Here is a 25,809-nt window from a genome sequence, read left to right on the forward strand (position 1 = left end):
GATAAAGTGAAACTTTAATCAGTGGGTTTTAGGGAATTTCCCTTCAGTCAAAAAAACGCTCCATGTCTATTAGGAATCTCAAGCAGTTGAAATACTTACTTGGACTCACTAATAAGACTGGAGCGAGCTAATGATTTATTTTACAATTATATTCAAAATTTCAAAGTGACTTTAGCTTTCTTCCTCAACAGTAACTTCTTCATAAATGCTGTATTGATCTTTACCAGCATTTTTCGATTGATATAATGCCTTATCTGCACGCTCAAATAAGCTTCTTTCCGACTCATTTGGATGACTGCAAATGGCACCGCCCATACTGACTGAAAGTACAGACCATTTATCATCAGAAATTGTATCCGCATACTTCAAGTGATGAATTTTCTCCAAAATAGAATGCGCTAATCTTTCCATATATTCATCTTTCGTATCATACAAAACAATTGCGAATTCATCTCCACCAAATCTAACAACAAAGCCATTTTTCCCTACTTCTTGTTTTAAAATTCTAGCTGTTTCAATCAGGATCTTGTCACCTTCAACATGTCCAAATCGATCATTTACTTGTTTGAAATTATCTAAATCTAACAGCAATAAACCAGGTTGATTCGTCTTCCTTCTTCTTAATAAATTGCCCATTTTTCTAATATAGGTAGCACGATTGTAAACATTTGTTAATGGATCATATGTTGCGAGATGAATCGTTTTGGAAAGGAGTTTGTTGATGACTAATAGCATGACGAAAGAAGTTACTAAGGCAATACCCAGTAACAGTCTAAACTGCTTTGTATTTTTAGTTAGCGCTCTAATTTCTGTGAAATTACCGTATTTTACATATACAACTCTTTTAGAGGATGCTCCCCGAACCGTTTCTGCTTTATATGGTAAAAAACGGTACCTTTCAATATAGCCGTTTTTAAACTTCTTTTGATATTCCGTTGGCTTCATCGTTTTTTTCGCTAGCTCAAAATGCTCTTGAAATATTTCCGATTGATCTTTTACAGTTTTACGAGATTTAGAATCATCAAAGAAAATCCCTCCCGCACTTATCGTTTGTACTTCCAACAAATCAGCATATTTATCAATTAGATAGTCAGCAGTCTTTACGAAGTTAAAAGTTTGGAATACAGGATCTTCAAGTAAGTCTATACCTACCTCGAACAAATATTTTTTGTCAGGTGTTGCTAAATAACCAAATTTTCGATATCCCCCAGTAGTTGTTGAAATATCTATACCATCAGCATAGTATTCCCCGCTTACTCGACGCTTGTCTAGTAAAGTAGAAAAACTTGTACAGCATTGAGAAAAATTTAAACCTTTATCTTTTTCAAAAGTTGTATAAATTACGGTATTTGATTGATCGAGTATGTACACATCCATTCCATGCTCGTTTTTTATTTTCTGCAAATCCCACTTTGCTATATGTGGGTTTTCCTCATAATTTGTAATTAGTTTTCGTAGTACTGCTTCCATTTTCTCAGAGAGATTTTTATCAAAATAATAATGTGCATTATCTACCGTTTGCATATCTGTCAGAATGTGATTTTCAATTAATGTTCTATTCATGACTTCTTGTTTTTCGATATCCGCCGTAAGTATTTGCCTATTGAAATAAAAAATTACAGTAACAAGTATTAATGCAAAGGCAATTAAAGATATTAATAATTTAATTCTTAGGTTTTTCATTAACGTGACCTCTACTTATTTTCACCATCATTTTTTCGAAACATTTAGTGATTTTTAGACTAAATAGCCTTTCACCAAAGGTTACATCAATTATACAGTTACTGGTATAAGTATGTATATAAAAAATACCTCGATACTAATCATCGTTAGCATCGAGGTATTCTTTAATCCCTATTTTGTAAGCAGGCTAGCTCTTCAGCCGTTAATTCTCGATATTCACCTAAATCTAGACTGTCATCTAACTTTAGATTGCCCATTGATAGACGTTTTAAATAGGTTACACGTTTTCCAACAGCCTCAAACATACGCTTCACCTGATGAAACTTACCTTCTTGGATCGTTAACTCAATTTCTGATTGTTGAGCAGATTTTAATATGATGAGCTCTCCTGGTTTGGTTACATAACCATCATCTAGCTCAACACCTTGAGCAAATTTCTCACAATCTTCCTCAGTCACAATTCCTTCTATTTGTGCATAATAAACCTTCGGCACATGTTTTTTAGGAGACAATAAATTATGTGCTAACGTACCATCATTTGTTATTAGCAATAATCCCTCTGTATCTTTATCTAGGCGACCCACAGGAAAAGGCTGGAAATGCTGATGTAAGGGGGCTAACAAATCAATGACGGTTTCATCTCGTAAATCCTCCGTTGCAGAAATAACGCCAGGAGGCTTATTCATCATAAAGTATACAAATTCTGTATAGTTCACACGTTCACCAAATACAGAAACCTCCTGCTTTTCAGGATCAACATGTAATGCTGCATCCTTCGCATATGCACCATCTACTGTCACTGCTTTTTGCTTTAGAAGCTGCTTAACTTCCTTGCGTGACCCGTAGCCCATATTCGACAGTAATTTATCTAATCGCATTAGTACCTCCTATTTAAAACCCAGTTTGTTCGTTATTCTTGTCAATCGTTCACCAAGAAGCTTTTGTGCTAAGCCTAGGCGTAAAGACAAAAAGCCATATACTGCTACACCTACTCCAGCACAAATAACAGAATAAACTAATGCTGAGAATTTACTACCTACTGGCCCCATTAATAACTCTAAAAGTATATGAACGATGAATACACTTGCCGCCATTGCCGCTGTCAGAAGAGAAATGAGCATGACACGACGAATAACCATTTCTGATCTATAGTTCAGTGTTTGTCGTAGCACAAGTATATTAATGATAATTGAAACACTATAGCCAATAGCTGTGGCAAGAAGTGCACCATCTGCCTCCATTAAACGAATTAAAGGAATGTTAATCGCTAGCTTGACTAAAATCCCAGATAATAAGCTGAGGACAATCCACTTTTGGAAATCAATGCCCTGTAAAAGAGCTGCTGTCACTTGGAATAATGCAAACAAAATAGCAATAGGAGCATAATGAGCTAAAATCATAGCCCCCATCTCACTTTCAGAATAGAGCATAAAATATATTTCATTCGATAACAATGAAATCCCAACTACCGCTGGCAATGTAATAAAAATCAATATCTGATATGTCTTATCCATTGCATGTCGTAGCGATAAATATTCACCTTGCGTAAAATATTTTGTAATCGTCGGTACTAGCGCCATTGAAAAACCTGTAGCTAACATTACTGGAATAATAACAACTTTATGTGTTGTAAAGTTAATCATTGATAAATACTTATCCGTCACTTCCGCTAAGCCTATAGATGCCATAGCTCCATTAAACGTAAGCATATCCACTAATTGGAATAACGGATTAGCAACACCTACAAACACCATCGGAATCGAATACGTAATGACTTCTTTATATATGTTAGACATTGGTAACTGTGTAGTTGTAACACTTTGACTGCGCAATAAATCAAATTCAGGTTGATATTTTTTCCAATAATAATAGAGTACTAGCAACCCGCCAATTGCTCCAATAAAGGCAGCAAACACCGCAAAGGAAACTGCTGTTTCTGGTTTCCCATTAAAAACTATCACAACTAAGAATGAACCACCCAATAACACAACAATTCGAACAATTTGCTCTACTAACTGAGAAACTGCTGTAGGTTCCATTTTGTCATAGCCTTGGAAAAATCCACGCCAAAGACTCATAAATGGCACAACAATTAACGCAAAGCTAACCCAGCGAATAACTGAGGCAATTTGCTCTACCGAAAATGCCTGTTCATCACTTTTAATAACAAGACCGGCTATTGGTGTAGCTAATATAAAGAGAACAATAAACGCCGCTAACCCAGTACACATCATAATAAGTATGCCTGATTTCATAAGCTTACGGCCTGATTGATAATCACCTATTGCATTGTATTTAGATACAAACTTGGATACCGCAATTGGCGCACCCGAGATGGCTATTGCTAGCATAATCGAGTAGGGAATATATGCATATTGATAAAGGGCTACATTCTCCTCACCCACAATCGCATAAAAAGGAAAAATATAAATTAATCCGAGTATCTTCGATAAAAACATTCCCATCGTTAATATCGCAGTACCTTTCATTAAATTGGACATTGTACCCATCCATTCATCGTAAAGTCAATATTTTCAATATCGTAACACTTAGAAAAAACTATAAAATATTTGCCGATCAATTATGCCTCGGCATAATTGCTTCCGGAATCGGCTTTGAGATGTTTCACAACAACTTGCAAACGCTACCAGATAAAAAAGCTTACTTTCACTGTTAAAACTACAGGACTACATTAACAAAATTCAGAAAACAACAAGAAAACATTTCCTGACAAAATAATCAATTATGCCCCTGCATAATTGCGTCCGGAATCGGCTTTGTGCTTAGGCCTGCGTGATGCAGGTCAGTTAGCCGTTATCGCATGGATGCGATGATATTAGGCTAACATCCTATATTGAACTCCTTTCCGATTCTGTGACATCCGCCGGAGGCTTTAACTTCTTTGAGCGGGTGTTTGGACACCCACTGCAAAGTAGCTTAAATCCGCATTCATCTCACCACCTATAGAGGTGGGAGACTTCGCTGAAAGAAGTTATATAAGTAAACCAACTGTAATCTTAACATATTTACTAGGTAAACAGACGCATAAATACATTAAAAAGTTCTAGCACTCCATAAAAAATAGCAGTTATGTCCTCCCAAAGGAAAGTAGAAAGTTCAAAATAATCGGTGGAGATTACGAAAACCCCCACCGATTAAAGCTACCTCTATATTACATATCTACGAAAAATTGTTTATACCATACTAAGAACACATAGACTGTCCAAATATAACGTCCACGATTTGCTTTTCCTTCATAGTGCTCATCTAGATAGCCTACTAATTGTTTTGTATCAAAGAATTCATTGGCAAAGTCAGTTGTAAACATTTCTTTTACCAGTTTATAATACTTTTCTTCACGTAGCCAGTGACGAATTGGCACTGGGAAACCAAGCTTTGGACGTTTTGCCCATTCTTCAGGTAATTCCTGATGCGCCGCTTGTCGAAGAACATATTTCGTATCAATGTCATTTACGCGATATTTTGATGGAATGTCTTTCGCTAATTCCATTACTTCTTTATCTAAAAATGGTACACGTAATTCAATTGAATGAGCCATACTCATTTTATCCGCTTTTAATAAAATATCGCCTGGCATCCAAAGATTTAAATCAAGATACTGCATTTTAGTAACATCATCGTCGCCTGGAACTTCATCGTAAATACGTTTTGTAATCGATTTTACAGATGGACCATTTTTATAGTCTGGTTTCAAGACATTTAATGCATCTTCTTCATCCCATACGACCGCTTCCCCAATGAAACGCTCTTCTACTGTTTGACCACCTTTAACAAGGAAGTGCGTATATTGATTTTTAGGTAGCGCCTCTGCTATACCACGTAATGCTTTACGAATACCAAATGGAACTTTTTCATATTTTTGCATTTTGCCAGAATTTTGGTACCATGAGTAGCCACCGAAAATTTCATCCGCACCTTCACCTGAAAGTACTACTGTTACATCCTTCGATGCTAACTCAGAAAGGAAGTAAAGCGGTACAGAAGATGGATTCGATTGCGGCTCGTCCATATGCCACTGAATTTTTGGTAATGCTTCAAAGCACTCATCTGCCGAAATATATTTACGCTCATTTTGAATATCTAATGTATCCGATAAATCTTTTGCTAAATTTGTTTCATTAAACATATCCTCATAATCAGAGAAACCAACAGAGAAGGATTTATCAGGGCGTAATAATGAAGTAATATAACTTGAATCAATACCACCTGATAAGAAAGAACCGACCTTTACATCACTTATTTGATGCGCATCTACTGATTCTTTTACTGTCGTACGAATGTCTTCTACATATTTTTCAATTGGAGCTTCTTTAGCATGGAATTTTTTATCCCAATACTGCACAATTTTCTTTTGTCCATTTTCAATAAGCATATAGTGTGCCGGTTGTAATTTGTACACACCTTTAAAGAACGTTTCGTCCATTGAAGAATATTGGAACGTCAAATAAGGACGTAGCGCATTTTTATTTAACTCTTTAATAAATGATGGATGTGGTAAAAATGATTTAATTTCCGAACCGAAAATAAACGTACCATCTGTTGTGTTTTCTGTGTAATACAGTGGCTTAATACCAAAGCCATCACGAGCGATGAATTGTAAATCATTCTTTTTATCCCAAATACAGAATGCGAACATTCCGCGTAACTTTTTGACAAAGTCTACACCATATTCCACATAACCATAAATAATAACTTCACTATCAGAGTGTGTTTTAAAGTTGTGACCTTTTTCAATCAAATCAGCACGAAGCTCTTGGAAGTTAAAGATCTCTCCATTAAATACGAGAACGATGTTACCATCCGCACTGTACAACGGCTGATTTGCCACGTCTGATAAGTCGATAATACTTAATCGACGGAATCCTAACGTTACTTTATCGTCACTGTGAATCCCACCGCTGTCTGGTCCACGGTGAATAATTGTATTCATCATATTTTCGATCGTTTGATGATGATCGATCACATTTGTTCCATTAATATAGCCTATAAATCCGCACATTCTATTTTTCACCTCATAATTTAGTGCATAACCTTTACCATAATAGCATGAAAAGACATTCATTTCATACCGACAATACATATAAAGTAAAACTTTCATCAGTGAATTTATTCCACACCGATTATTCGTTCAACCAACGAGCACTTTATCTCACTTAAAATCACTACAATTTACATCTTCTGCCCTTCACTGAAAGATTTGGATGACATTGTATTAAAACTTATGTCATGTGTATAAGTTGATTGTAGTGGAGGCTGGGCGACTCCTTGGGGATCAGCGTCATAGATGAGACCCTGGAGCGAGCATCGCGAGTGAAGCGGCTCATCGGACGCCCCCAGGAAGCTCTGCTCTGCGCGAAAGCGAAGCGTCAGCGGCAAAGCGCCCAGCCGGAACGAAAATCAACCCTACGCTATGATGACGAGCTTTACATGAAAGTAGAAGATAAGAAATTATAAAATACTTTTGTCGTATTTTCAATGTGAAAGAAGCCCCTCTATATAGACTTCATGTATAATAGGAAAGATTCCTAATTTGAAAAGAAAGTGAGTTTTTAAATATATGTACGATGTTATCGTTATCGGTGGTGGCCCATCCGGTTTAATGGCTGCTATCGCTGCTGGAGAACGTAAAAAGAAAGTATTATTACTAGAAAAAGGAACAAAGCTCGGCAAAAAATTGGCCATTTCAGGCGGTGGTCGCTGTAATGTCACAAATCGTTTGTCTGTTGAAGAAATCGTCAAGCACATACCTGGAAATGGTCGTTTTCTTTACAGCCCATTCACGGTTTACAATAACGAAGATATAATTGCATTTTTCGAAGGACTTGGTGTGGCATTAAAAGAGGAGGATCATGGACGTATGTTTCCTGTATCTAACCGCGCGCAAGATGTTGTAGATGCACTTATTCGTCAACTTCAGAGACTACACGTGGAAGTACGCTTAAACACACCCGTTAATAAGATGTTAATGGATGAGGAAAAAATTCTTGGGGTACGTCTTACAGATGGCACAGAAATTCGTAGTGAGGCCGTAATCGTTGCCGTTGGTGGGAAAGCTGTTCCACAAACAGGCTCAACGGGAGATGGTTATCCATGGGCAGAGCGTGCCGGCCATACCATTACAACGCTTTTCCCTACTGAGGTTCCTGTTCTATCAAAAGAAGATTTTATTCAAGCACGTGAGCTACAAGGACTTGCGTTACGTGATGTCGCTGTCTCAGTTTTAAACAAAAAGGGCAAGGCGCTCGTAACACATCAAATGGACATGCTCTTTACTCATTTTGGGATAAGCGGTCCTGCAGTTTTACGCTGTAGTCAATTTATCGTGAAAGAATTAATGAAAACAGGTTACGAGCCTGTGACAATGCGTATTCAAACACTTGTTGATTATAATGAGGAAACGTGCCTGCAATATTTAAACAGACTCATTAAAGAAGATCCAAAAAAAGCGGTGAAAAATGTTTGGAAAGGTATTGCGCCCGAACGCTGGCTACTATTTTTATGTGAGCGTGCAGATATCGATGTGCAACTGACAGGTACTGAATTATCACAGGAAAAAATCCGCAACTTAGCTAGATTACTCGTCAATTTCACAATGACAGTTAGTGGTACACAATCCCTTGAAAAAGCATTTGTCACTGGTGGTGGCGTCTCTGTTAAAGAGATTGAACCAAAGACAATGGCTTCAAAGAAAAAAGATGGTTTATTTTTCTGTGGAGAAATCCTTGATATTCATGGCTACACAGGTGGCTATAATATTACGTCTGCACTCGTTACAGGACGTATTGCAGGGATGAGCGCAGGAATGTAGTTTACTCTGTATCTCGGACTATTAGCGATTTTAATCACATTAAAAAAAAGATAAAGTATGATTCTTCAGCAAAGCGAGGGGTTGATTTCCGTTCCGACTGAGCGCTTTGTCGCTGCCGCTTCGCTTTCGCGCAGATAAAACATTTGTTGTTGCTGTCGCTACGCTTTCGCACAGAGCGAGTAGCCTGGAACGGAAATCACCTCATTAAATGCGCAACAACATTCACAAAGATTTCCTTGAACACTTTGTTTTTCCGCATTATTAAAAAGCGTGTCCTGAAATACGGACACGCTTTTTTAGCCTTCTTTTGACATATATACTTCCTCATATGGTTGAATGATGACAAAACCTTCACCAGAAAACGCCATTTGAATGGATTCACCACTACCTCGACCGATAAATGTTCGGAAGCTAATATCTGTTTTAAACTCGGGAGACAAATTACCTGACCACGCTACTGTGGCATGTGGATCAGTATAGACCGTTTCACCAGGCTTCACTAACAAGGTTAACGGTTCGAAATGAGTTGTAATAGCTACCTTCCCTCTTCCTTGTAAGGTTACATTAAACAACCCACCTGACATGACTCCTGCCATTTTACGCATTAAATGAATATCCCAATCAATACTAGGCTCAAATGCGAGTAAATCATTACCGTTTACACAAATACCTTCATCCTTTAGATCGAAGACCGTTATTTTTTTCCCTTGATCGGCTAAATAAAGTCGCCCCTTACCTTTTGCTTTCATAAGTTGTGTACCTTCGCCAGTTAATGCCTTTTTAAACATTTTACCTAAGCCATGCTCCAACACACGCTCACGCTCAAACTTAATATCTCCTACGTAAGAAATCATCGCGCCCATTTTCGACCAAACCTCGCCATTTAGGTTGACCTCTAATACACGCTCAGTTTCTAACTCGAAATATTCATTTTCGTTGTCGTCCTGCTGTGTTTTATTAATAAACTCGTTTAAAGAAAATTTCCCCATATCACATTGCCTCCTTATTTATTTTATATACGTTTTAATTTTCGAAAAGATTCAATCAAATTAATGAAGGGATAAAAACGAACGATTGAATGATCTGTTGAATCTTTTATTCATGTAACCGCAAAAAAATGAAATGGTAACCTATTTATGCTTTTATTCTTTATCGTTTCGTTCAAGACGAAAAAGCTTCAAAACATTAGTTTGTGGCCACCAACTTGCTAATTAGTTTATAAACCTCGCATTTGCTTTTCGTTACAAAATTTCTCTTTTAGTAGCGAATTCACTTTATTTCCCATAATGATATTGACAGCAGACATCAACTGTTATACATTAAACAGAGATTAATCAAGTGTTATATAACAACAACTGCAAAAAAAGACCATACAAGCGTCATGTGCGAAATGACACTCATATGGCCCTTACTTTCAAGTGCGAATTGAAAGTAAAATTATCGTGTAGCGGAGACGTCTCCAACCTTTTGAGAAGCTTCTTTTAATGCTGTTTGTTTACGTACATCTGCACGTAAAGTTAATGAAATAATTAATGAAGCTGCAATTAACCCTGTAAACACATAGAACACAGGAATATAGCTACCATAAGAATTTTTAATAGTGCTCACTAAAAGTGGACCAAAAATACCACCTAAAGACCAAGTCGTTAATAAATAACCATGAATAACTCCAAGTTGTTTCGTACCGAATAAATCACTTGCAAATGCAGGTAGATTCGAGAAACCTCCACCATAGCAACTAACTACTAAGAAAATAAGTGCTTGGAAAATAATAACGTTTGTAGTATGTGGTAAGACGATAAATGTAACTAGCTGTGCGATAAAGAAAATTACAAAGACGTTCGAACGACCAATATAGTCGGACACAGCAGCCCATATTAAACGACCACCACCATTAAATAATCCCATTATTCCTACCATTGCTGCGGCTCCCGCAACTGATAACCCTACAATTTCTTGAGCCATTGGAGATGCAACAGAAATCATCATAATACCTGCTGTTACGTTTACTAAATGCATCGACCAAAGCATCCAGAAATGCTTAGTTTTTACAGCTTCACGTGCTGACATGACAGCTAAATCTTTTTTCACTACTTCTTTACCATTATCTGCAGCAGCCTTCATATTCGCTGGCATATAACCAGGTTTAGGCGGTGCTATATATGAAGCCCCTAAAATCATTAACGTGAAATAACTTGCCCCTAAAATAAAGTACGTTGTAGAAATACCAACAGCCTCCATTAAGTTAGCTGCGACTGGCGCTGTAATAAGTGCTCCTGAACCAAATCCAAGTACAGCCATACCTGTTGCTAATCCGCGGCGATCCGGGAACCATTTTACTAATGTCGATACAGGCGCAATATAACCAATACCCATACCCAATCCACTTAGTAAACCATATGTTAACCAGTACAATGTTACGGAATCCATCGAAATCGCTACACCTGCACCAGCTTGTCCTGCCCCAAATAGAACAGCTGCTATCATAGCAGATTTACGCGGCCCCATTTTTTCTACTAAGTTACCAAATAATGCTGCCGAAAAACCAGCAAGCCCCATCATTATTGTGAAGGCAACCGTTACGTTTGTTTCACTCCATCCCATTTCTGTGACAATCGGTAGTTTGTATACACTGTATGCATATGCTCCACCGATTGAAAGGTGAATAGCGATTGCTGATAATGCAATTAACCATCTATTTTTATTCATAATTTCTCTTTTCTCCCCTCTTTTGCTACCTGTGAAAGTTTTATGAACGTCTCTGTAAAACAATTTACCACTTAGAATTATTCAAATGCAAGATGTTTTTTAAAAAAATATTATTTCTGCAAAAAGTATTTTATTTTTTACCCCAATATTCTTATAATGAAAACCCTAGAGTCTCTAAGCAAATAGATGTTTATTAAACAAAAACCACAACATTTTTTAGCTATTATTATTTTTCTACTCTATTATCCAATTTCACATTAATTATATTAGTATAATTAATTTTGTGCATATTTTCACATGCAATCTATGTATATTCCACTTTTTCTAACGCTTATTATTTCTTCGCATTTCTTTAAAGGGGTATGAACAAATATCCATTAAGTAGAAATATTACGTACAAAAGAGAATTACATAACCAAAACAAACAAATATCTTTCACACAAAAGAAAATTCAAAAATCATATTAAATGATTCGTTTAACTTTTAATGGATATTCAATTAAATATATACAATACACACTGTGCATGCTTCAAAACGAATAATCATTACCTATTCATTTTTATTATTCAAATATATATTTTTTCTTTTAGAAAGAATCCTACACATTCTTTTTAGCTATAGCTAGTTATGCTTTTTAAACTTAAAGACAACTAAACCAATAAGTTATAACAAAAGATTTGCTATAGCGCACAAGTAAAAACAACACTTTTTACCCAAATATTGATAAGTTAAATAAACATCAATTATGGATTGTTTATGTAAATACCACCACATTCTTCATTTGATTTGATACCTCAATTATCGCCTGGTTCCTTTTACGGAGATATACATCCGATTAAAGACAGTCATTTCGGGACGATGTCATTACATCTTTCGAAATGAAGTTCTCCATTAATCTAGTCATGTATAAAAAAGAGATGCTCTGGAATAAACCGAGCATCTCTTTCCTTTTTATATAAAATAAATGATAAATACAATTATTAGTAGCACTAATACAATAAATGAACCTATCGTTACATAATGTCTTTTTTCTTTACGCCCATAATAATAGTCAATCACAATAGCACTCATCATGAAGACTACTAAAAATGCACAAATTGCGGCTGTATATAAAAACCAACCATAAATATTATATAAAATTAAAGTCCCGCCTTGTATAAACTTAGCAATATACGTTGTACGTTGATGACCTGTATTAATATATTTTGGCTCCTTTGGAATGCTAAACTTTTTTCGAATAGCTTTTTCGATAAGCCACACTAACAAGAAAGCAATTATAAAAAAAGCAAACATCTCGCCGAAACCAATATCTTTTTTATCTTTTACCATAAAGGCAATAAATGCTGACGCAATGTCGTCATCTTCCACCTTGTAAAAGATATTTGTATGACGATCACTAAAAGCTAACTGCTCATCGTTTCTGAATATTTTTAGCTGAACAACCTGCCCATTGTCAAACTCCACCCATATATCTCGAAATGCATAATAATCATTATCCTTTTTCGAAACAACTGCCTTTTGAATCGTATTAGCAATCAGCTTTGTTTCCGAATCTTTTTTATAAACCTGTTGTCCTAAGATCCAGCCAGCTCTTCCAGCCTTAAAGGTATCTTCTTCCCAATTATAAGTACTCGTAAACTGTTTAACCTCATGTTGGGCTAGCTCAACAAACGTAGCACGTTTAGATGTATCTACTTGCTTCCATGGACCAATTACAATCAAAAAGAGGAGCGTCACGACAGCTCCAATGATAATCGCTGGATATTGCCATCTACGAGGTTGTTTATCTTGCTGAACTACATTGTGCAAAATACGCTCCTGCAATTGTTGTGTGAAACGTGGTGCCTCTCCAAGCTCTTTATCCAGTTTATCCTTAAAAGATGTCATCTTCTAGCACCTCCCAATGGTTTTTGTCCAGTTTTTCCTGCAACATTTGTCTAGCTCTACGTAGTCTTGTTTTTACTGTATTCTCTGTACACCCAAGAACCTCTGCTATCTCTCGAACCTTTAATTCTTGATAATAATAAAGAATGATAACTTCTCGATAGATGATTGGAAGCTCAAACAAAGCTGCTGTTAAAATTCTCCGCTCATCCTTTTCAAGCAAATTTGTTTCAGGCGATCGTTTACTGACTCCAATGTGCAGCTTTTCAAATAAAATATGACGCTTATTTTTCCAGCTTCGTAAATAGTCATGACTTTTATGTACTGTTATTTTTACTAAATATGTTTTTAGTGAGGATCGTTGTTCAAAGCGCTCCTGCTGCTGATAATAGGCAAAAAATACGTCCTGAACGATTTCTTCTGCAATAGCCCAGTCTTTAACATATAGATAAGCTACTCGAAGACAATATTCACCATGCTCATCCATAACCCTTGCTAAATGCTCACTCAAACAAACACCTCCTATTCATTCTATAGTCGTATCGAAATCTCAGTTGGTTTCAGTATAAAAGAAAAAAAGTGCCCAAATATTGGACACTTTTAACATTATTATTTAACGACGATATTTACAAGCTTGCCTGGAATGACAATTATTTTTACTAAGTTTTTGCCTTCCATATACTCTTGTACTTTGTCATCTGCAAGTGCTACTTTTTCGATTTCTTCTTTTGAAGCATCTTTTGCTACGATGATTTTTGCACGTACTTTACCGGCCACTTGTACTGCGACTTCCACTTCATCATCAACAAGTTTAGACTCATCATATGTTGGCCATTCCTTATATGAAAGTGTTTCATCATGGCCTAGTATCTGCCATAACTCTTCAGCAACGTGTGGAACCATTGGAGCTAGCATTTTCACAAAGCCTTCAGCGTATGCTGTTGGAATAACATCCGCTTTGTAGCAATCATTGATGAATACCATCATTTGCGAAATAGCTGTATTGAAGCGAATACCTTCGTAATCCTCTGTCACTTTTTTCACAGTTTGATGATATGATTTTTCAAGTGTTTTGTCATCGGAAGCTTGAACTTTCGCAGCGATTGTTCCATCTTCATTGACAAATAGACGCCAAATACGATCTAAGAAGCGACGTGCCCCGTCCAAGCCATTTGTTGACCATGCAACAGATGCTTCAAGTGGACCCATGAACATTTCATATAGACGTAAAGTGTCCGCACCGTGTGAAGAAATGATTTCATCCGGATTCACGACATTGCCCTTTGATTTAGACATTTTTTCATTACCTTCACCTAGAATCATCCCTTGGTTAAATAATTTGTGGAATGGCTCTTTCGTGTGTACAACACCTAAATCGTATAATACTTTGTGCCAGAAGCGAGCGTATAGTAAGTGTAATACTGCGTGCTCTGCCCCACCGATATAAATATCGACTGGTAACCAGCGTTTCAGTAATTCAGGGTCCGCGATTGCTTCTGTATTTGTTGGGTCAATATAACGTATGAAATACCAGCTAGAACCTGCCCATTGTGGCATCGTATTCGTTTCGCGACGACCTTTCTTGCCAGTCTCAGGATCAACAACATTTACCCATTCAGCAATGTTCGCTAACGGAGATTCACCCGTACCTGAAGGACGAATATTATCTGTTTTTGGTAACACTAATGGTAATTCTGATTCCGGTACTGGCGTTGTTGTACCATCTTCCCAGTGAATCATAGGGATTGGCTCACCCCAGTAACGTTGACGAGAGAATAACCAATCGCGCAGACGGTAAGAGATTTTCTTCTCCCCTACGCCTTTTTCCTCAAGCCATTGAATTGCCTTAGCAATACCATCCTCTTTGTTTAAACCATCAAGGAAGTCAGAGTTAATATGTTTACCATCCCCCGTGAATGCTTCTTTGCTAATGTCTCCACCTTCAAGGACAGGAACAATTTCTAAACCAAATTCTGTTGCGAATTCATAGTCGCGCTCATCATGTGCTGGAACCGCCATGATAGCACCTGTACCATATGATACTAGTACGTAGTCTGCGACCCAAATCGGCATTTTTTTACCGTTAATCGGATTAACTGCATAGGCACCGGTAAATACACCTGTTTTTTCTTTCGCTAAATCTGTACGCTCTAAATCAGATTTCAATTTTACTTTATCTAAATAAGCTTCAACTGCTTGACGTTGTTCAGCAGTTGTAATTTGCTCCACTAATTTATGCTCAGGTGCAATAACACAGTATGTAGCACCAAATAATGTATCAGGACGAGTTGTAAACACTGTGAAGTTTTCATCTGTTCCATCAATACTAAATGTTACTTCTGCACCTTCCGAACGACCAATCCAGTTACGTTGCATATCCTTAATAGACTCTGGCCAATCAACTTCTTCTAAGTCATCGATTAAACGATCAGCATAGGCAGTAATTTTAAGCATCCACTGCTTCATCGGACGACGTTCTACAGGGTGACCACCACGCTCTGACTTTCCATCAATAACTTCTTCATTTGCAAGTACTGTTCCAAGTGCTGGACACCAGTTTACAGCTACTTCATCTACATAAGCTAAACCTTTTTTATAAAGTTGGATAAAGATCCATTGTGTCCATTTATAGTATTCTGGATCTGTTGTGTTAATTTCACGATCCCAGTCATAGCTAAAACCTAACTCTTGGATTTGACGCTTAAATGTTGCAATATTTTTCGCTGTAAATTCTGCTGGGTCATTTCCTGTATCAAGTGCATATTGCTCTGCAGGTAAACCGAATGCATCCCAGCCCATAGGATGTAGGACATTATAGCCTTGCATACGCTTGAAGCGTGAAAGGATATCTGTCGCTGTGTAGCCCTCTGGATGTCCTACATGAAGACCAGCACCAGATGGGTATGGGAACATGTCTAACGCATAAAATTTTGGTTTTTCTGTTTCGTTTTCAGTTTTAAACGTTTTATGATCAGCCCAATATTGCTGCCACTTTTTTTCGATTTGTAGATGATTAAAACTCATTATATTTCCTCCTTTGAATGTGCCATGCTCTTCAACTTAAGAATTGACAAAATATTTAAAAAACAAAAAACTCGTCCCTTTCTTCATTAGAAAGGGACGAGAGAATTCGTATCTCCCGCGGTACCACCCACATTAGTGATTACACTCGGCTTTAGCTTCCTTAACGCGGAAGGAACGGCACGCGTTATTTCACGCGGGCAGACTCAGAAGGCGAGTTCAATTTGCTTTCCTACTAGCTCCCACCAACCGCTAGCTCTCTAAAAAGAACCACAAATTTACTATTCCTCATCGCTGTCTTACATGTATTGCATTTATTCTAATGGAAAGTACTGAAAAGCACAAGACTTTGTTTACATACTACCCATTTTTGAACAATTAAATCCCTATGAAGGTAGCAATATCCGAATTAAGTTGTGTCCATAGAGCTCGCATTATTTTAAACTACAAGAAAGCTCTGTAAAAATAACTCCTAGCGCATAAGCACCGGCATCTGGATAACCTAGGCTTCTTTCACCAACTGTTCCAGCGCGACCCATTCGAGCAACGATTTCTTTTGTATATTCTGCTCCTTTAACAGCAGCCTCTGCACCTTTCTCAAAAGCTGTTTTAAAATTCGCACCAGTTGCAGCACTTTCTAACCAGGCATTTACACAAGGTACAAGCGCATCTACAAGCGTTTTATCGCCTACCTCTGCCCCTCTTCCGAAAGAGCGCTCACCGACAGACTGTATACCTTTCAGCGTAGCTTGTAACATTTCAGCAAATTCTCCGACTGTTAATTCCATTTTCCCCTCTACTGCTTTACCAGCAGCTCGGAAAGCCCCGCCCCAAATTGGACCAGAAGCTCCTCCGCAATGTTCCATAATTATCATAGAACATGCATCAAGGAAAGTCCCAATATTTAAATGTTCCTGATTTAGAATCGAGCTCCACCCTCGTTTTAATTCCTTAAATCCTTTAGAAACACTCATTCCGAAATCGCCGTCACCTGCGTGGGTATCCAATTCGCAGAAAGGCACCTCGTTCTTGATAATAATCTCGCTCATTTTATCTATAAGATAAATCATATTATTTAATGTGATTACCTCATTCTTGATGCTAGCGTGTTCTTCCTCTGTTTCCGTCTCAAAGAAAACTTGTTTCTCTTCTACGTAATCATTAATATCTACGTATTCTACACTTTCAACCGGACCATCTACCTTAAATGCAGGTGTATTACATTTTTTCGATAGTAGTGTTTTCAGTTCATCATCTAGTTTCATTACTGTTAGAGAGATCCCTGCCATATCAATACTCGTCATGTAATTGCCGACAAACGTTCTATTGATTCGTATATTTCTTTTACTCAGCTCTCTAGTAACTGCATTATTAAACAGATAAAGTTCTTGAAGAGGTGTACCGCCAAATCCATTTACTAGAACAGCAATTTCAGCATCTTCATCTAGTTCTAAATCTTTCATAAGGTCATTTGTCATACGTAAAGCTAATTCATCTGCAGCCATCATTTTTTCCCGTTTTCTCCCTGGCTCCCCGTGAATACCGACGCCATATTCCATCTCATCTTCGCCCAATTTGAAAGTAGGTGATCCACTAGCCGGAACTGTACAGGAAGTTAGTGCTAGACCAATTGTTCGAACATTTACCGCTGCTTTTTCCGCTACAGCTTTGACTTGCATCAAATCCATACCTTCTTCTGCGGCCGCTCCAGCAATTTTATGTACTAACACAACTCCCGCAACGCCGCGGCGTCCTACTGTATAAAGGCTATCTTCTACTGCAATATCATCATCTACGCGGACATACTCTACTTGAATGCCATCCTCCATAGCTAAGTTAGCGCCATTTTTAAAATTCATTATATCTCCGCTGTAATTCTTAATAATGAGCAGTGTACCTTTTTTGCTGGCTGTTGCTTTAATTGCTTGATATACCTGTATTTGTGAAGGAGAGGCAAACACGTCACCGCATACCGCAGCATCCAGCATCCCTTTTCCTACTAACCCCGCATGTGCCGGTTCATGTCCACTACCGCCACCGCTAATTAACGTTACCTTATTTTCATTCATTTCTTTTTTCTTAATTACTTTATATTTTTTTAACAACTCAAGTTCCGGATGAGCCATAACTATCCCATTGCACATTTCCATAACGAGTGTTTCAGGTTGATTCATAATTTTTTTCATCTTTTAATCCTCCCCTGTAAGTTTTGTCACATTCTTCACTGCCTATTCGTATCCACACTTCTATAAGTATTCATAGGAGTTTCCTGCTATGATACACACCCTTCGAAATATATTTGAAAACGCTTTCTATTTACTATGTAAAGTGAAAGCTCTTGTGACAAAATGAATAATTTGTCTAAAGATACTAACTTCATTTATGTATTAAAAGTTGCAGGGATATAAAGTGAAACTTTAATAGGTGAGGTGTTTCTGCACCCCACCTATTATTAGTCTTCACCAATCGGGCAATTAGGGGCAGTTATTTTATTTACTGCCCCTTGTTGCGGGATAAAGTGAAACTTTAATAGGTGGGGTGTTTTTCTGCACCCCACCTATTATTAGTCTTCACCAATCGGGCAATTAGGGGCAGTTATTTTTATTTACTGCCCGTTATTGCGGGATAACTCCTGACATTCACGGAAAGCGAAATGCTTACAGCCTATACATTTATTTGTATCTAAATAACTTAAAGCTTTATTAATTGCTTCTCCTGTATGCACATAGAAATTATCTTCACCAATTTCATCATATAAGCCATTGTGCTGTAGTACCCTCTTTAATTCATCTTGTACACCTGTAACTAAAATAGTGCCGCCCTGTTCTTTAAAATTCTGGATGACATTACCAAAATATGACTCGCCTGTCGAATCCATAAAGGGTACTTTACTCATTCGTAAGATCAAAACTTTTTGTTGTTGCTGAATGGAACTTACAATTGCCTGCTCAAAAGTTTGAGCTGCGCCAAAGAAAAGCGGACCCTCAATTGTGTAAATACTAATTTGTGGACAGTCTCGTTTTTGATGAACAACATGCGATTGTACCTTTCCACTCTCTTTCGAATGATCCGGTAATACCTTTGTTACTACAAGCTTTTCGCTCATACGCTTTGCAAATAATACGACTGCTAACACGAGCCCAACTTCTACAGCTAATGTTAAGCTTGTAAAAACAGTAAGAAGAAACGTAATGATTAAAACGAGAGAATCTCCTGATTTTAATTTAACGATATGCGCAAAATGCTTTTGCTCACTCATATTCCAAGCTACAACCATTAGAACTGGCGCCATACTTGCTAATGGAATATGTGACGCAAAGGGCGCTAGTAATAATAAAGTGACTAATACAAATACACCATGGATAACACCTGATATCGGTGATACTGCACCTGTTTTTATATTTGTTGCAGTACGGGCAATAGCCCCCGTTGCAGGAATCCCTCCAAAGAAAGGAGTGACTATATTAGCAATTCCTTGACCAACAAGTTCTCGATTACTATTATGTTTTGTATTTGTCATTCCATCCGCTACCACTGCAGATAGAAGTGATTCAATTCCACCTAGCATGGCAATTACAAAGGCTGGCCCAATAAGTAGCTGAATACGCTCTAATGTGATATCTGGAATTGCAAAATGCGGTAATGTATTTGGAATTTGACCATAGGCTGTTGCTATTGTGGCAACTTGTCCAGAAAAAAAGAACGTTGCAACTAGTGTAGAAACAACAATGCCTGCTAACGCCCCTGGAACTTTGGGTAAAACTTTCGGTGTTATTAAAATAACGATAAGACTAATGATCGCCGTTAAAATACTATAAAAGTTTGTCGTACCAATATGCATAATAATTTCTTTTACATTATCAATAAAATACTCATGTCTTTTAATATTTGTTAAGCCTAGGAAATTAGCAATTTGACCTGTAAAAATAATAACAGCTATTCCTGCTGTAAAACCTATCGTCACGGGACGGGGAATAAATTTTATTAATGAGCCAAGTTTAAACATACCCATTAAACACAAAATAATCCCCGCCATTAATCCAGCGATAAGTAAGTTTTCATAGCCATACGAAATGACTATCCCTAACAAAATTGGCACAAACGCACCTGTAGGTCCCCCAATTTGAAACTTCGAACCACCAAAAAGAGAAATAAGTATTCCAGCAATAAAAGCTGTATATATTCCATACTCAGGCTTAACACCTGACGCAATGGCAAAGGACATTGCCAGTGGTATTGCTACAATACCGACAATAGTCCCTGAGATTAAATCTTTCTTCAAATGATGAACAGAATATCCTTCATATCGCCCTGTAAACAGTGCCTTCATCTATAAATCTTCCCTTCAAAATAATAAGCAAAGTAAATGTTTCATAAGGACCCTAGCTTACTAATTTACATATCCTCTTCATTATTTTCGTTAATAGTCATTTCTTCTAATCTTGTAATTGTATTTATTAAGTGATTGTTGAAAATTTCTTTTGCGACGCCAAGTAACTCTCCAATCATCGGATCACTTAAAGAATAGTAAACTTTTTTCCCCTCTTTCGTTCCATACACAATATTTTTGCCTCGTAATACACTTAATTGCTGAGAAACAGCTGAGCCCTCTTTTTCTAAGCAGCTTTGAATTTCATTGACATTTTTCTTACCATCTACTAGTAATTCCAATATTCTAATTCGTAATGGATGTGCTAAAGCTTTAAAAAAATCTGCCTTAAACTGCTGCAAGCTCTCTTCCACATAAATCCCTCCATGGAACTTCATTTTCATATATTCAAATATTTGAATATGTATGATTGATTGTACGCTACTATAGGCTAACTTTCAATATCAAACATTAAAAAACGAACAAAAAACGTGTTTCCCACACAGTTTTTGCTCGTTTTGAAAATATTTTTGTTAAATTTATCTATTAATCTGTCACCGTTTTATGCTTTCGTAAAGGATAATCATAGATAAGGCATGGAATAATCGCAAACAATACTATAATTACTAAAATTAATACGAGTACAATCATGCCAAACTGATCCACCATAATACCACCAAATAGAGGTCCAATCATACGACCAGTTGTTGCTGCACTATTAATAATCCCTTGATAAAAGCCCTGACGCCCTTTAGGTGCAAGCTGATTGGCGATAGTAGGTAAAGCAGGCGTATAAAACATTTCACCAAAAGTTAGCACAACCATTGCTGCTCCAAACATTTTAAAATCACTTGCAAATGCAATGATGCCAAAGGATATTGCGATAAGGGTTACACCAAATACTAATTGACGCTTCAATTTATTTTCCCAACGTTTCACTAGCGGCGCAATTAGCGGTTGCCCCAAAACGATAAGTAGGCCATTAATTGTCCAAAGTAAACTGTACTGTTTCAATCCTAATCCTAGATCTTGTGTATAGGAAGAAATAGTCGCACTCCATTGTGAATAAGCTAGCCAGCATAGTACAGAGGATGCACTTATAATTAATAACGCATAAAACGGTGCTTTATTAATGATTCGTTTACTTTCACTCACGACATTTTTCGGTGCAATGCTTCCCTCTTCTAATCGTTTAAACGTAAAAAACGCTATAAAAAAGAACAAAATATACATGGCTAAGTTGACCTTGAAGACGTAGTCAAATTGGTAATCCGCAACAACGCCGGCAAGCGCAGGACCAATTGCCACTCCTACATTTTGAGCTAAATAAATTGCATTAAAGGCCTTGCGTCCGCCCTCAGGCCAAGCAGTTCCAGCTAGCGCAAACATTCCAGGGAATACAATACCCCCACTAAAGCCAAGCACCGTTAAAATCCACACATAATGTGGCCAGCCGTGCCAAATCGTTAAAGCTATTAATGAGGCAATCGTCAAAAGAATGCCAATCATTGTTGATTTATAGCCACCTATTCTATCAAATAAATAACCACCTAAGAGATTCCCTATAACGCCGGCAGCAGAGTTCAACATCAACACAAAGCCAGCCATCGCAAGTGACTTCCCTAAATAATCATGCATATATATGGCGGTTAAAGGCCATAAAAATGAGTTGCCCGTCGTGTTCACAAGCATTCCAATAATTAAAAACCAAACACTTTTCGGCATAGAATGACCTCCGTTATTTCGCTACTCTAAATAGTTAGTTTATGTTGAAACATACAAAAGCACAAGAAAAATAATTTTACTCTTTTTACATATGCTTTAGAATATTTTTTGTGTAGTTTTTTGGTCCTCTTCACGATTTACTCCGGTCTATATACTTTTCGTTTGCCTTCTCTCATCATTCGCTCAGTACATTCACATATTATTAAATTCTTCCCTCATGACGGAACCATCGACACGTGATAAAATATAGTGTTAGAGGAGTGAAATAAATGACAGAGACAAACTTTCCTTTTCCTTCAGAAGGGAAAAGATATTATACATGGAATCGCTATTTACGTGAGCAATTTGGACATAAAGTTTTTAAAGTAGCACTAGACGCAGGCTTTGACTGCCCAAATCGTGATGGTACAGTTGCCTTTGGTGGTTGTACGTTTTGTAGTGCTGCAGGTTCAGGTGATTTTGCGGGTAACAAAGTTGATCCTATCGAGGTGCAATTTGCTGAAATACGTGACAAAATGCATCAAAAATGGAAGGATGGCAAATACATGGCTTACTTCCAAGCGTACACAAATACACATGCACCGCTACCAGTATTAAAAGAAAAATTTGAAGCTGCCTTAGCCCAAGAAGGTGTTGTTGGATTATCCATCGCAACGCGCCCAGATTGTCTGCCAGATGATGTAGTTGAATATTTAGCTGAATTAAATGAACGTACCTATTTATGGATTGAGTTAGGACTTCAAACTGTGCATGAAAAAACAGCCAATCTTATTAACCGTGCCCACGATTATGCAACATATGTGGAAGGTGTTGGAAAGCTAAGAAAGCATGGTATTCGCGTATGCTCGCACATTATTAATGGTCTCCCTCTTGAAGACAATGACATGATGATGGAAACTGCTCGTGAAGTCGCAAAGCTTGATGTGCAAGGTATTAAAATTCATTTACTACATCTTTTAAAAGGGACACCAATGGTTAAGCAATACGAAAAAGGAATGTTAGAATTTTTAGATCAAGACGTATATACAAAGCTTGTAGCCGATCAACTTGAAATTCTACCACCAGATATGGTTATTCACCGTATCACAGGGGATGGACCAATTGATTTAATGATTGGACCGATGTGGAGTGTAAATAAATGGGAAGTATTAAATGGCATCGATGCTGAGCTTGAACGTCGCGGCAGCTGGCAAGGGAAATTTTATAAAGCTGAGGATGCCAAATGAAGCTACAACGTGTTATACAATATGCCCAGCAACTAATAAAGGATACCGTTGAAGAGGGCGACACTGTAGTGGATGCCACAGCTGGAAATGGCCACGACACATTGTTTCTAGCACAACTTGTCGGCGATGAAGGTCAAGTGTACGCCTTTGATGTTCAAAAGAGCGCTGTTGATGCCACTCTCCATCGCCTTTTAGATAATGGCTTAGAGCATCGTGCACTTGTTTTACATAGAGGGCATGAAGAAGTAGTCAACTATGTACACAAGCCAGTAGCTGCTGCAATTTTTAATCTTGGTTATTTGCCTGGTAGTAATCACGACATCATTACACAGCCGAATACTACGATACAAGCAATTGATGATTTGCTAAAGATGCTAAAAATCGGTGGTCTTATTGTCCTTGTCATTTATCATGGTCATCCGGGTGGAAAAGAAGAACGAGATGCTGTGATAGAATATGTCAGTCAACTTCCCCAAAAATATGTACATGTATTAAAATACGAGTTTTTAAATCAACAAAATGATCCACCTTTTGTAATTGCTTTAGAAAAAATGAAAGATTATTCGTTAAGTTAGTTAGATAATTGTATATTACTATTTATTTTACGCCTGATTCCAATAGCGCATTGGAATCAGGCTTTTTAATCAAAAAAGAAATAACCTCAGATGGCATGGGGAAGGCAAAATAAAAAAAGCTATCTAATAGAATCTTTCAATCTATTAGATAGCTTCTTATATTAGTATCTATTTATTTTTACGTTTTTCATTATAATCAACCCAGAAATCTGCACCTTTAATTCCTAGTTTACGAGGATCAAAAACAGGATCTTTTCCTTCTTTTTTCTGTTTCTCATAATCCTTTAATGCGACTATAGCAGGCTTCATAATAATTAAAATTGCTATAACGTTAATCCAAACCATTAAGCCCAATCCAACATCCCCCATAGCCCAAGCAAGATCGGAAGTGCGGATTGTACCGTAAAACGCAGAAATTAAAATTGCAAATTTAGCCAGCCATATGACAACTTTTTCTGTAGTTCCTGAGAATAGATAAGCCACATTTGTTTCGGCAATGTAGTAGTATGCCATAATTGTCGTAAAAGCAAAGAAGAATAATGCAATCGCTACGAATGGACCACCAAAACCTGGTAATGAAGAGTCAACTGCATATTGTGTGTACGCTGCACCTTCTTTAATACTTTTCGCAAATGTTATTTGTTCTTCTCCAGTTAATCCACCTTTATTGAAATCACCAACATAAACATATGAATCAGCGCCATCTGCAGCTTTTTCATCGTGTACATTATACATACCAGTAAATAAAATCATAAATGCTGTAGCTGAACAGATTAATAGAGTATCAATATACACAGAAGCTGCTTGAACGATACCTTGTTTAGCAGGGTGTGATACTTCTGCTGCCGCTGCCGGATGCGCACCTGTACCTTGACCGGCTTCATTTGAATAAATTCCACGTTTAACACCCCATGCAATAGCAGAGCCAATAACACCACCAAAGATTTCATGCGCACCAAATGCGCTAGAAAAAATTAATGAAAATACAGCTGGTACTTCTTTAATATTCATCGCAATAATGACGATGGCCATCAGAATATAGGCTAATGCCATAAATGGTACAATAATCTGTGCAGCATTGGCAATCCATTTAATACCACCAATAATAATAGTACCTAATAATACAACAATAATAAGTCCTGTAATCCAAGTCTTAACATCGAAAGCGTTTTCAACAGCTGTCGCAATTGCATTCGATTGAACACCCGGCATCAATATTAACATAGCAGCTAATGCGGCAACAGCAAAAATAACTGCAAACCACTTTTGCCCCATTCCTTTTTCTATGTAAAAAGCTGGACCACCACGATATTCTGTATCTTTCTCTTCTTTATAAATTTGAGCTAACGTCGACTCGACATAAGCAGTTGCCGCACCGATAAAGGCGATTGCCCACATCCAAAAAACAGCACCAGGTCCCCCCATCCCGATTGCTGTAGCTGTACCGGCAATATTACCTGTACCTACTCGACCAGATAATGCAATAGACATTGCTTGGAAAGATGAAATCCCCTTATCCGATTTTTCGCCTTTAAACATTAAAACAAACATATCTTTAATGTGTCTTACTTGTAGGAACCTCGTAATGATTGAAAAAAAGAGCCCAATTAACAAAATGCCATAAATAAACCACGGTCCCCATAAAATATCATTCATTTTCCCAACGATTGTTTCCATTTTACCCCTCCAATTTAAAAATAATACTTTAGGTCATTATAGTATTACACTTTTCAGAAAATTACAACATTATATTCGAGTAACAAAAAGTTAGTAATTTTCTAGTTAATT

17 protein-coding genes and 1 other annotated feature are annotated in these 25,809 nt (G+C 37.3%); of the genes, 3 read left to right on the forward strand and 14 right to left on the reverse strand.

Going from position 1 to position 25,809, the window contains the following annotated elements; all coding sequences use genetic code 11:
• Positions 1 to 171: 171 nt before the first annotated feature.
• The 4 genes from ACQKMI_RS03595 to asnB all read right to left on the reverse strand — a co-directional run bounded on the left by ACQKMI_RS03595 (position 172) and on the right by asnB (position 6,703).
• The gene (locus ACQKMI_RS03595) at positions 172 to 1,683 is read right to left on the reverse strand and encodes a GGDEF domain-containing protein (protein ID WP_427487276.1); all 1,512 of its coding nucleotides are present in this window, start codon (positions 1,681 to 1,683) and stop codon (positions 172 to 174) included.
• 164 nt (positions 1,684 to 1,847) lie between these two features.
• Entirely contained in the window at positions 1,848 to 2,561 is a 714-nt protein-coding gene (locus ACQKMI_RS03600; protein ID WP_427487277.1) for a pseudouridine synthase, read from the reverse strand.
• 9 nt (positions 2,562 to 2,570) lie between these two features.
• Positions 2,571 to 4,184 carry a putative polysaccharide biosynthesis protein gene (locus tag ACQKMI_RS03605; protein WP_427487278.1) on the reverse strand — a complete coding sequence of 538 codons (1,614 nt, stop codon included), beginning with the start codon at positions 4,182 to 4,184 and terminating at the stop codon, positions 2,571 to 2,573.
• A gap of 671 nt (positions 4,185 to 4,855) precedes the next feature.
• Positions 4,856 to 6,703, reverse strand: coding sequence for an asparagine synthase (glutamine-hydrolyzing) (gene asnB / locus ACQKMI_RS03610; RefSeq protein ID WP_427487344.1), 1,848 nt, complete (start codon positions 6,701 to 6,703; stop codon positions 4,856 to 4,858).
• A gap of 558 nt (positions 6,704 to 7,261) precedes the next feature.
• Between asnB and ACQKMI_RS03615 the strand changes: the two genes are divergently transcribed.
• Positions 7,262 to 8,512 carry an NAD(P)/FAD-dependent oxidoreductase gene (locus ACQKMI_RS03615; protein WP_427487279.1) on the forward strand — a complete coding sequence of 417 codons (1,251 nt, stop codon included), beginning with the start codon at positions 7,262 to 7,264 and terminating at the stop codon, positions 8,510 to 8,512.
• Positions 8,513 to 8,808: 296 nt separating this feature from the next.
• Here the strand turns inward: ACQKMI_RS03615 and ACQKMI_RS03620 are convergent, their stop codons facing one another.
• The 9 genes from ACQKMI_RS03620 to ACQKMI_RS03660 form a co-directional block, all read right to left on the reverse strand.
• Positions 8,809 to 9,501, reverse strand: coding sequence for an AIM24 family protein (locus ACQKMI_RS03620; protein WP_323651341.1), 693 nt, complete (start codon positions 9,499 to 9,501; stop codon positions 8,809 to 8,811).
• A gap of 448 nt (positions 9,502 to 9,949) precedes the next feature.
• The gene (locus ACQKMI_RS03625; RefSeq protein WP_427487280.1) at positions 9,950 to 11,221 is read right to left on the reverse strand and encodes an L-lactate MFS transporter; all 1,272 of its coding nucleotides are present in this window, start codon (positions 11,219 to 11,221) and stop codon (positions 9,950 to 9,952) included.
• Between the two features lie 951 nt (positions 11,222 to 12,172).
• Positions 12,173 to 13,108, reverse strand: coding sequence for a DUF4181 domain-containing protein (locus tag ACQKMI_RS03630; protein WP_427487281.1), 936 nt, complete (start codon positions 13,106 to 13,108; stop codon positions 12,173 to 12,175).
• Positions 13,095 to 13,616, reverse strand: a complete 522-nt coding sequence (locus ACQKMI_RS03635; protein WP_427487283.1) for a sigma-70 family RNA polymerase sigma factor — start codon at positions 13,614 to 13,616, stop codon at positions 13,095 to 13,097. Before ACQKMI_RS03635 ends, ACQKMI_RS03630 begins: the two co-directional genes overlap by 14 nt.
• Before the next feature lie 98 nt (positions 13,617 to 13,714).
• The gene (gene leuS / locus ACQKMI_RS03640) at positions 13,715 to 16,129 is read right to left on the reverse strand and encodes a leucine--tRNA ligase (protein ID WP_427487284.1); all 2,415 of its coding nucleotides are present in this window, start codon (positions 16,127 to 16,129) and stop codon (positions 13,715 to 13,717) included.
• 89 nt (positions 16,130 to 16,218) lie between these two features.
• Positions 16,219 to 16,430, reverse strand: a binding site (T-box leader).
• A gap of 130 nt (positions 16,431 to 16,560) precedes the next feature.
• A complete protein-coding gene (gene dhaK, locus ACQKMI_RS03645; protein WP_427487285.1) occupies positions 16,561 to 18,312 on the reverse strand; it encodes a dihydroxyacetone kinase subunit DhaK in 1,752 nt (583 codons plus the stop codon).
• Positions 18,313 to 18,731: 419 nt separating this feature from the next.
• Positions 18,732 to 20,456: a SulP family inorganic anion transporter gene (locus ACQKMI_RS03650; RefSeq protein ID WP_427487286.1), complete on the reverse strand. Its 1,725-nt coding sequence runs from the start codon at positions 20,454 to 20,456 to the stop codon at positions 18,732 to 18,734.
• Positions 20,457 to 20,521: 65 nt separating this feature from the next.
• Complete coding sequence (locus ACQKMI_RS03655) at positions 20,522 to 20,869, reverse strand: metalloregulator ArsR/SmtB family transcription factor (protein WP_323651334.1); 348 nt, start codon at positions 20,867 to 20,869, stop codon at positions 20,522 to 20,524.
• 172 nt (positions 20,870 to 21,041) lie between these two features.
• The gene (locus ACQKMI_RS03660; RefSeq protein ID WP_427487288.1) at positions 21,042 to 22,220 is read right to left on the reverse strand and encodes an MDR family MFS transporter; all 1,179 of its coding nucleotides are present in this window, start codon (positions 22,218 to 22,220) and stop codon (positions 21,042 to 21,044) included.
• A gap of 269 nt (positions 22,221 to 22,489) precedes the next feature.
• Here ACQKMI_RS03660 and ACQKMI_RS03665 point away from each other — a divergent pair, with 269 nt between their 5' ends.
• The gene (locus ACQKMI_RS03665; RefSeq protein ID WP_427487290.1) at positions 22,490 to 23,446 is read left to right on the forward strand and encodes a TIGR01212 family radical SAM protein; all 957 of its coding nucleotides are present in this window, start codon (positions 22,490 to 22,492) and stop codon (positions 23,444 to 23,446) included.
• Positions 23,443 to 24,021 (forward strand): tRNA (mnm(5)s(2)U34)-methyltransferase, encoded by a 579-nt coding sequence (locus ACQKMI_RS03670; RefSeq protein ID WP_323651331.1) that lies wholly within the window; start codon positions 23,443 to 23,445, stop codon positions 24,019 to 24,021. The genes ACQKMI_RS03665 and ACQKMI_RS03670 overlap by 4 nt, the downstream gene beginning before the upstream one ends.
• A 168-nt stretch (positions 24,022 to 24,189) precedes the next feature.
• On the opposite strand, the gene ACQKMI_RS03675 is transcribed toward ACQKMI_RS03670, so the two are convergent.
• Positions 24,190 to 25,698, reverse strand: a complete 1,509-nt coding sequence (locus ACQKMI_RS03675; protein ID WP_427487292.1) for an alanine/glycine:cation symporter family protein — start codon at positions 25,696 to 25,698, stop codon at positions 24,190 to 24,192.
• Between the last annotated feature and the right edge of the window lie 111 nt (positions 25,699 to 25,809).

Source organism: Lysinibacillus sp. NPDC097214 (genome assembly GCF_050277945.1).
GTDB lineage: Bacteria > Bacillota > Bacilli > Bacillales_A > Planococcaceae > Lysinibacillus > Lysinibacillus xylanilyticus_B.

Coding starts and splice junctions, on each gene's coding strand:
- ACQKMI_RS03675 (WP_427487292.1), bottom strand. CDS start 25,698: ATGGAAACAATCGTTGGGAAAATGAATGATATTTTATGGGGACCGTGG.
- ACQKMI_RS03665 (WP_427487290.1), top strand. CDS start 22,490: ATGACAGAGACAAACTTTCCTTTTCCTTCAGAAGGGAAAAGATATTAT.
- dhaK (WP_427487285.1), bottom strand. CDS start 18,312: ATGAAAAAAATTATGAATCAACCTGAAACACTCGTTATGGAAATGTGC.
- ACQKMI_RS03605 (WP_427487278.1), bottom strand. CDS start 4,184: ATGTCCAATTTAATGAAAGGTACTGCGATATTAACGATGGGAATGTTT.
- ACQKMI_RS03630 (WP_427487281.1), bottom strand. CDS start 13,108: ATGACATCTTTTAAGGATAAACTGGATAAAGAGCTTGGAGAGGCACCA.
- ACQKMI_RS03625 (WP_427487280.1), bottom strand. CDS start 11,221: ATGAATAAAAATAGATGGTTAATTGCATTATCAGCAATCGCTATTCAC.
- ACQKMI_RS03600 (WP_427487277.1), bottom strand. CDS start 2,561: ATGCGATTAGATAAATTACTGTCGAATATGGGCTACGGGTCACGCAAG.
- ACQKMI_RS03615 (WP_427487279.1), top strand. CDS start 7,262: ATGTACGATGTTATCGTTATCGGTGGTGGCCCATCCGGTTTAATGGCT.
- ACQKMI_RS03620 (WP_323651341.1), bottom strand. CDS start 9,501: ATGGGGAAATTTTCTTTAAACGAGTTTATTAATAAAACACAGCAGGAC.
- leuS (WP_427487284.1), bottom strand. CDS start 16,129: ATGAGTTTTAATCATCTACAAATCGAAAAAAAGTGGCAGCAATATTGG.
- asnB (WP_427487344.1), bottom strand. CDS start 6,703: ATGTGCGGATTTATAGGCTATATTAATGGAACAAATGTGATCGATCAT.
- ACQKMI_RS03650 (WP_427487286.1), bottom strand. CDS start 20,456: ATGAAGGCACTGTTTACAGGGCGATATGAAGGATATTCTGTTCATCAT.
- ACQKMI_RS03660 (WP_427487288.1), bottom strand. CDS start 22,220: ATGCCGAAAAGTGTTTGGTTTTTAATTATTGGAATGCTTGTGAACACG.
- ACQKMI_RS03595 (WP_427487276.1), bottom strand. CDS start 1,683: ATGAAAAACCTAAGAATTAAATTATTAATATCTTTAATTGCCTTTGCA.
- ACQKMI_RS03670 (WP_323651331.1), top strand. CDS start 23,443: ATGAAGCTACAACGTGTTATACAATATGCCCAGCAACTAATAAAGGAT.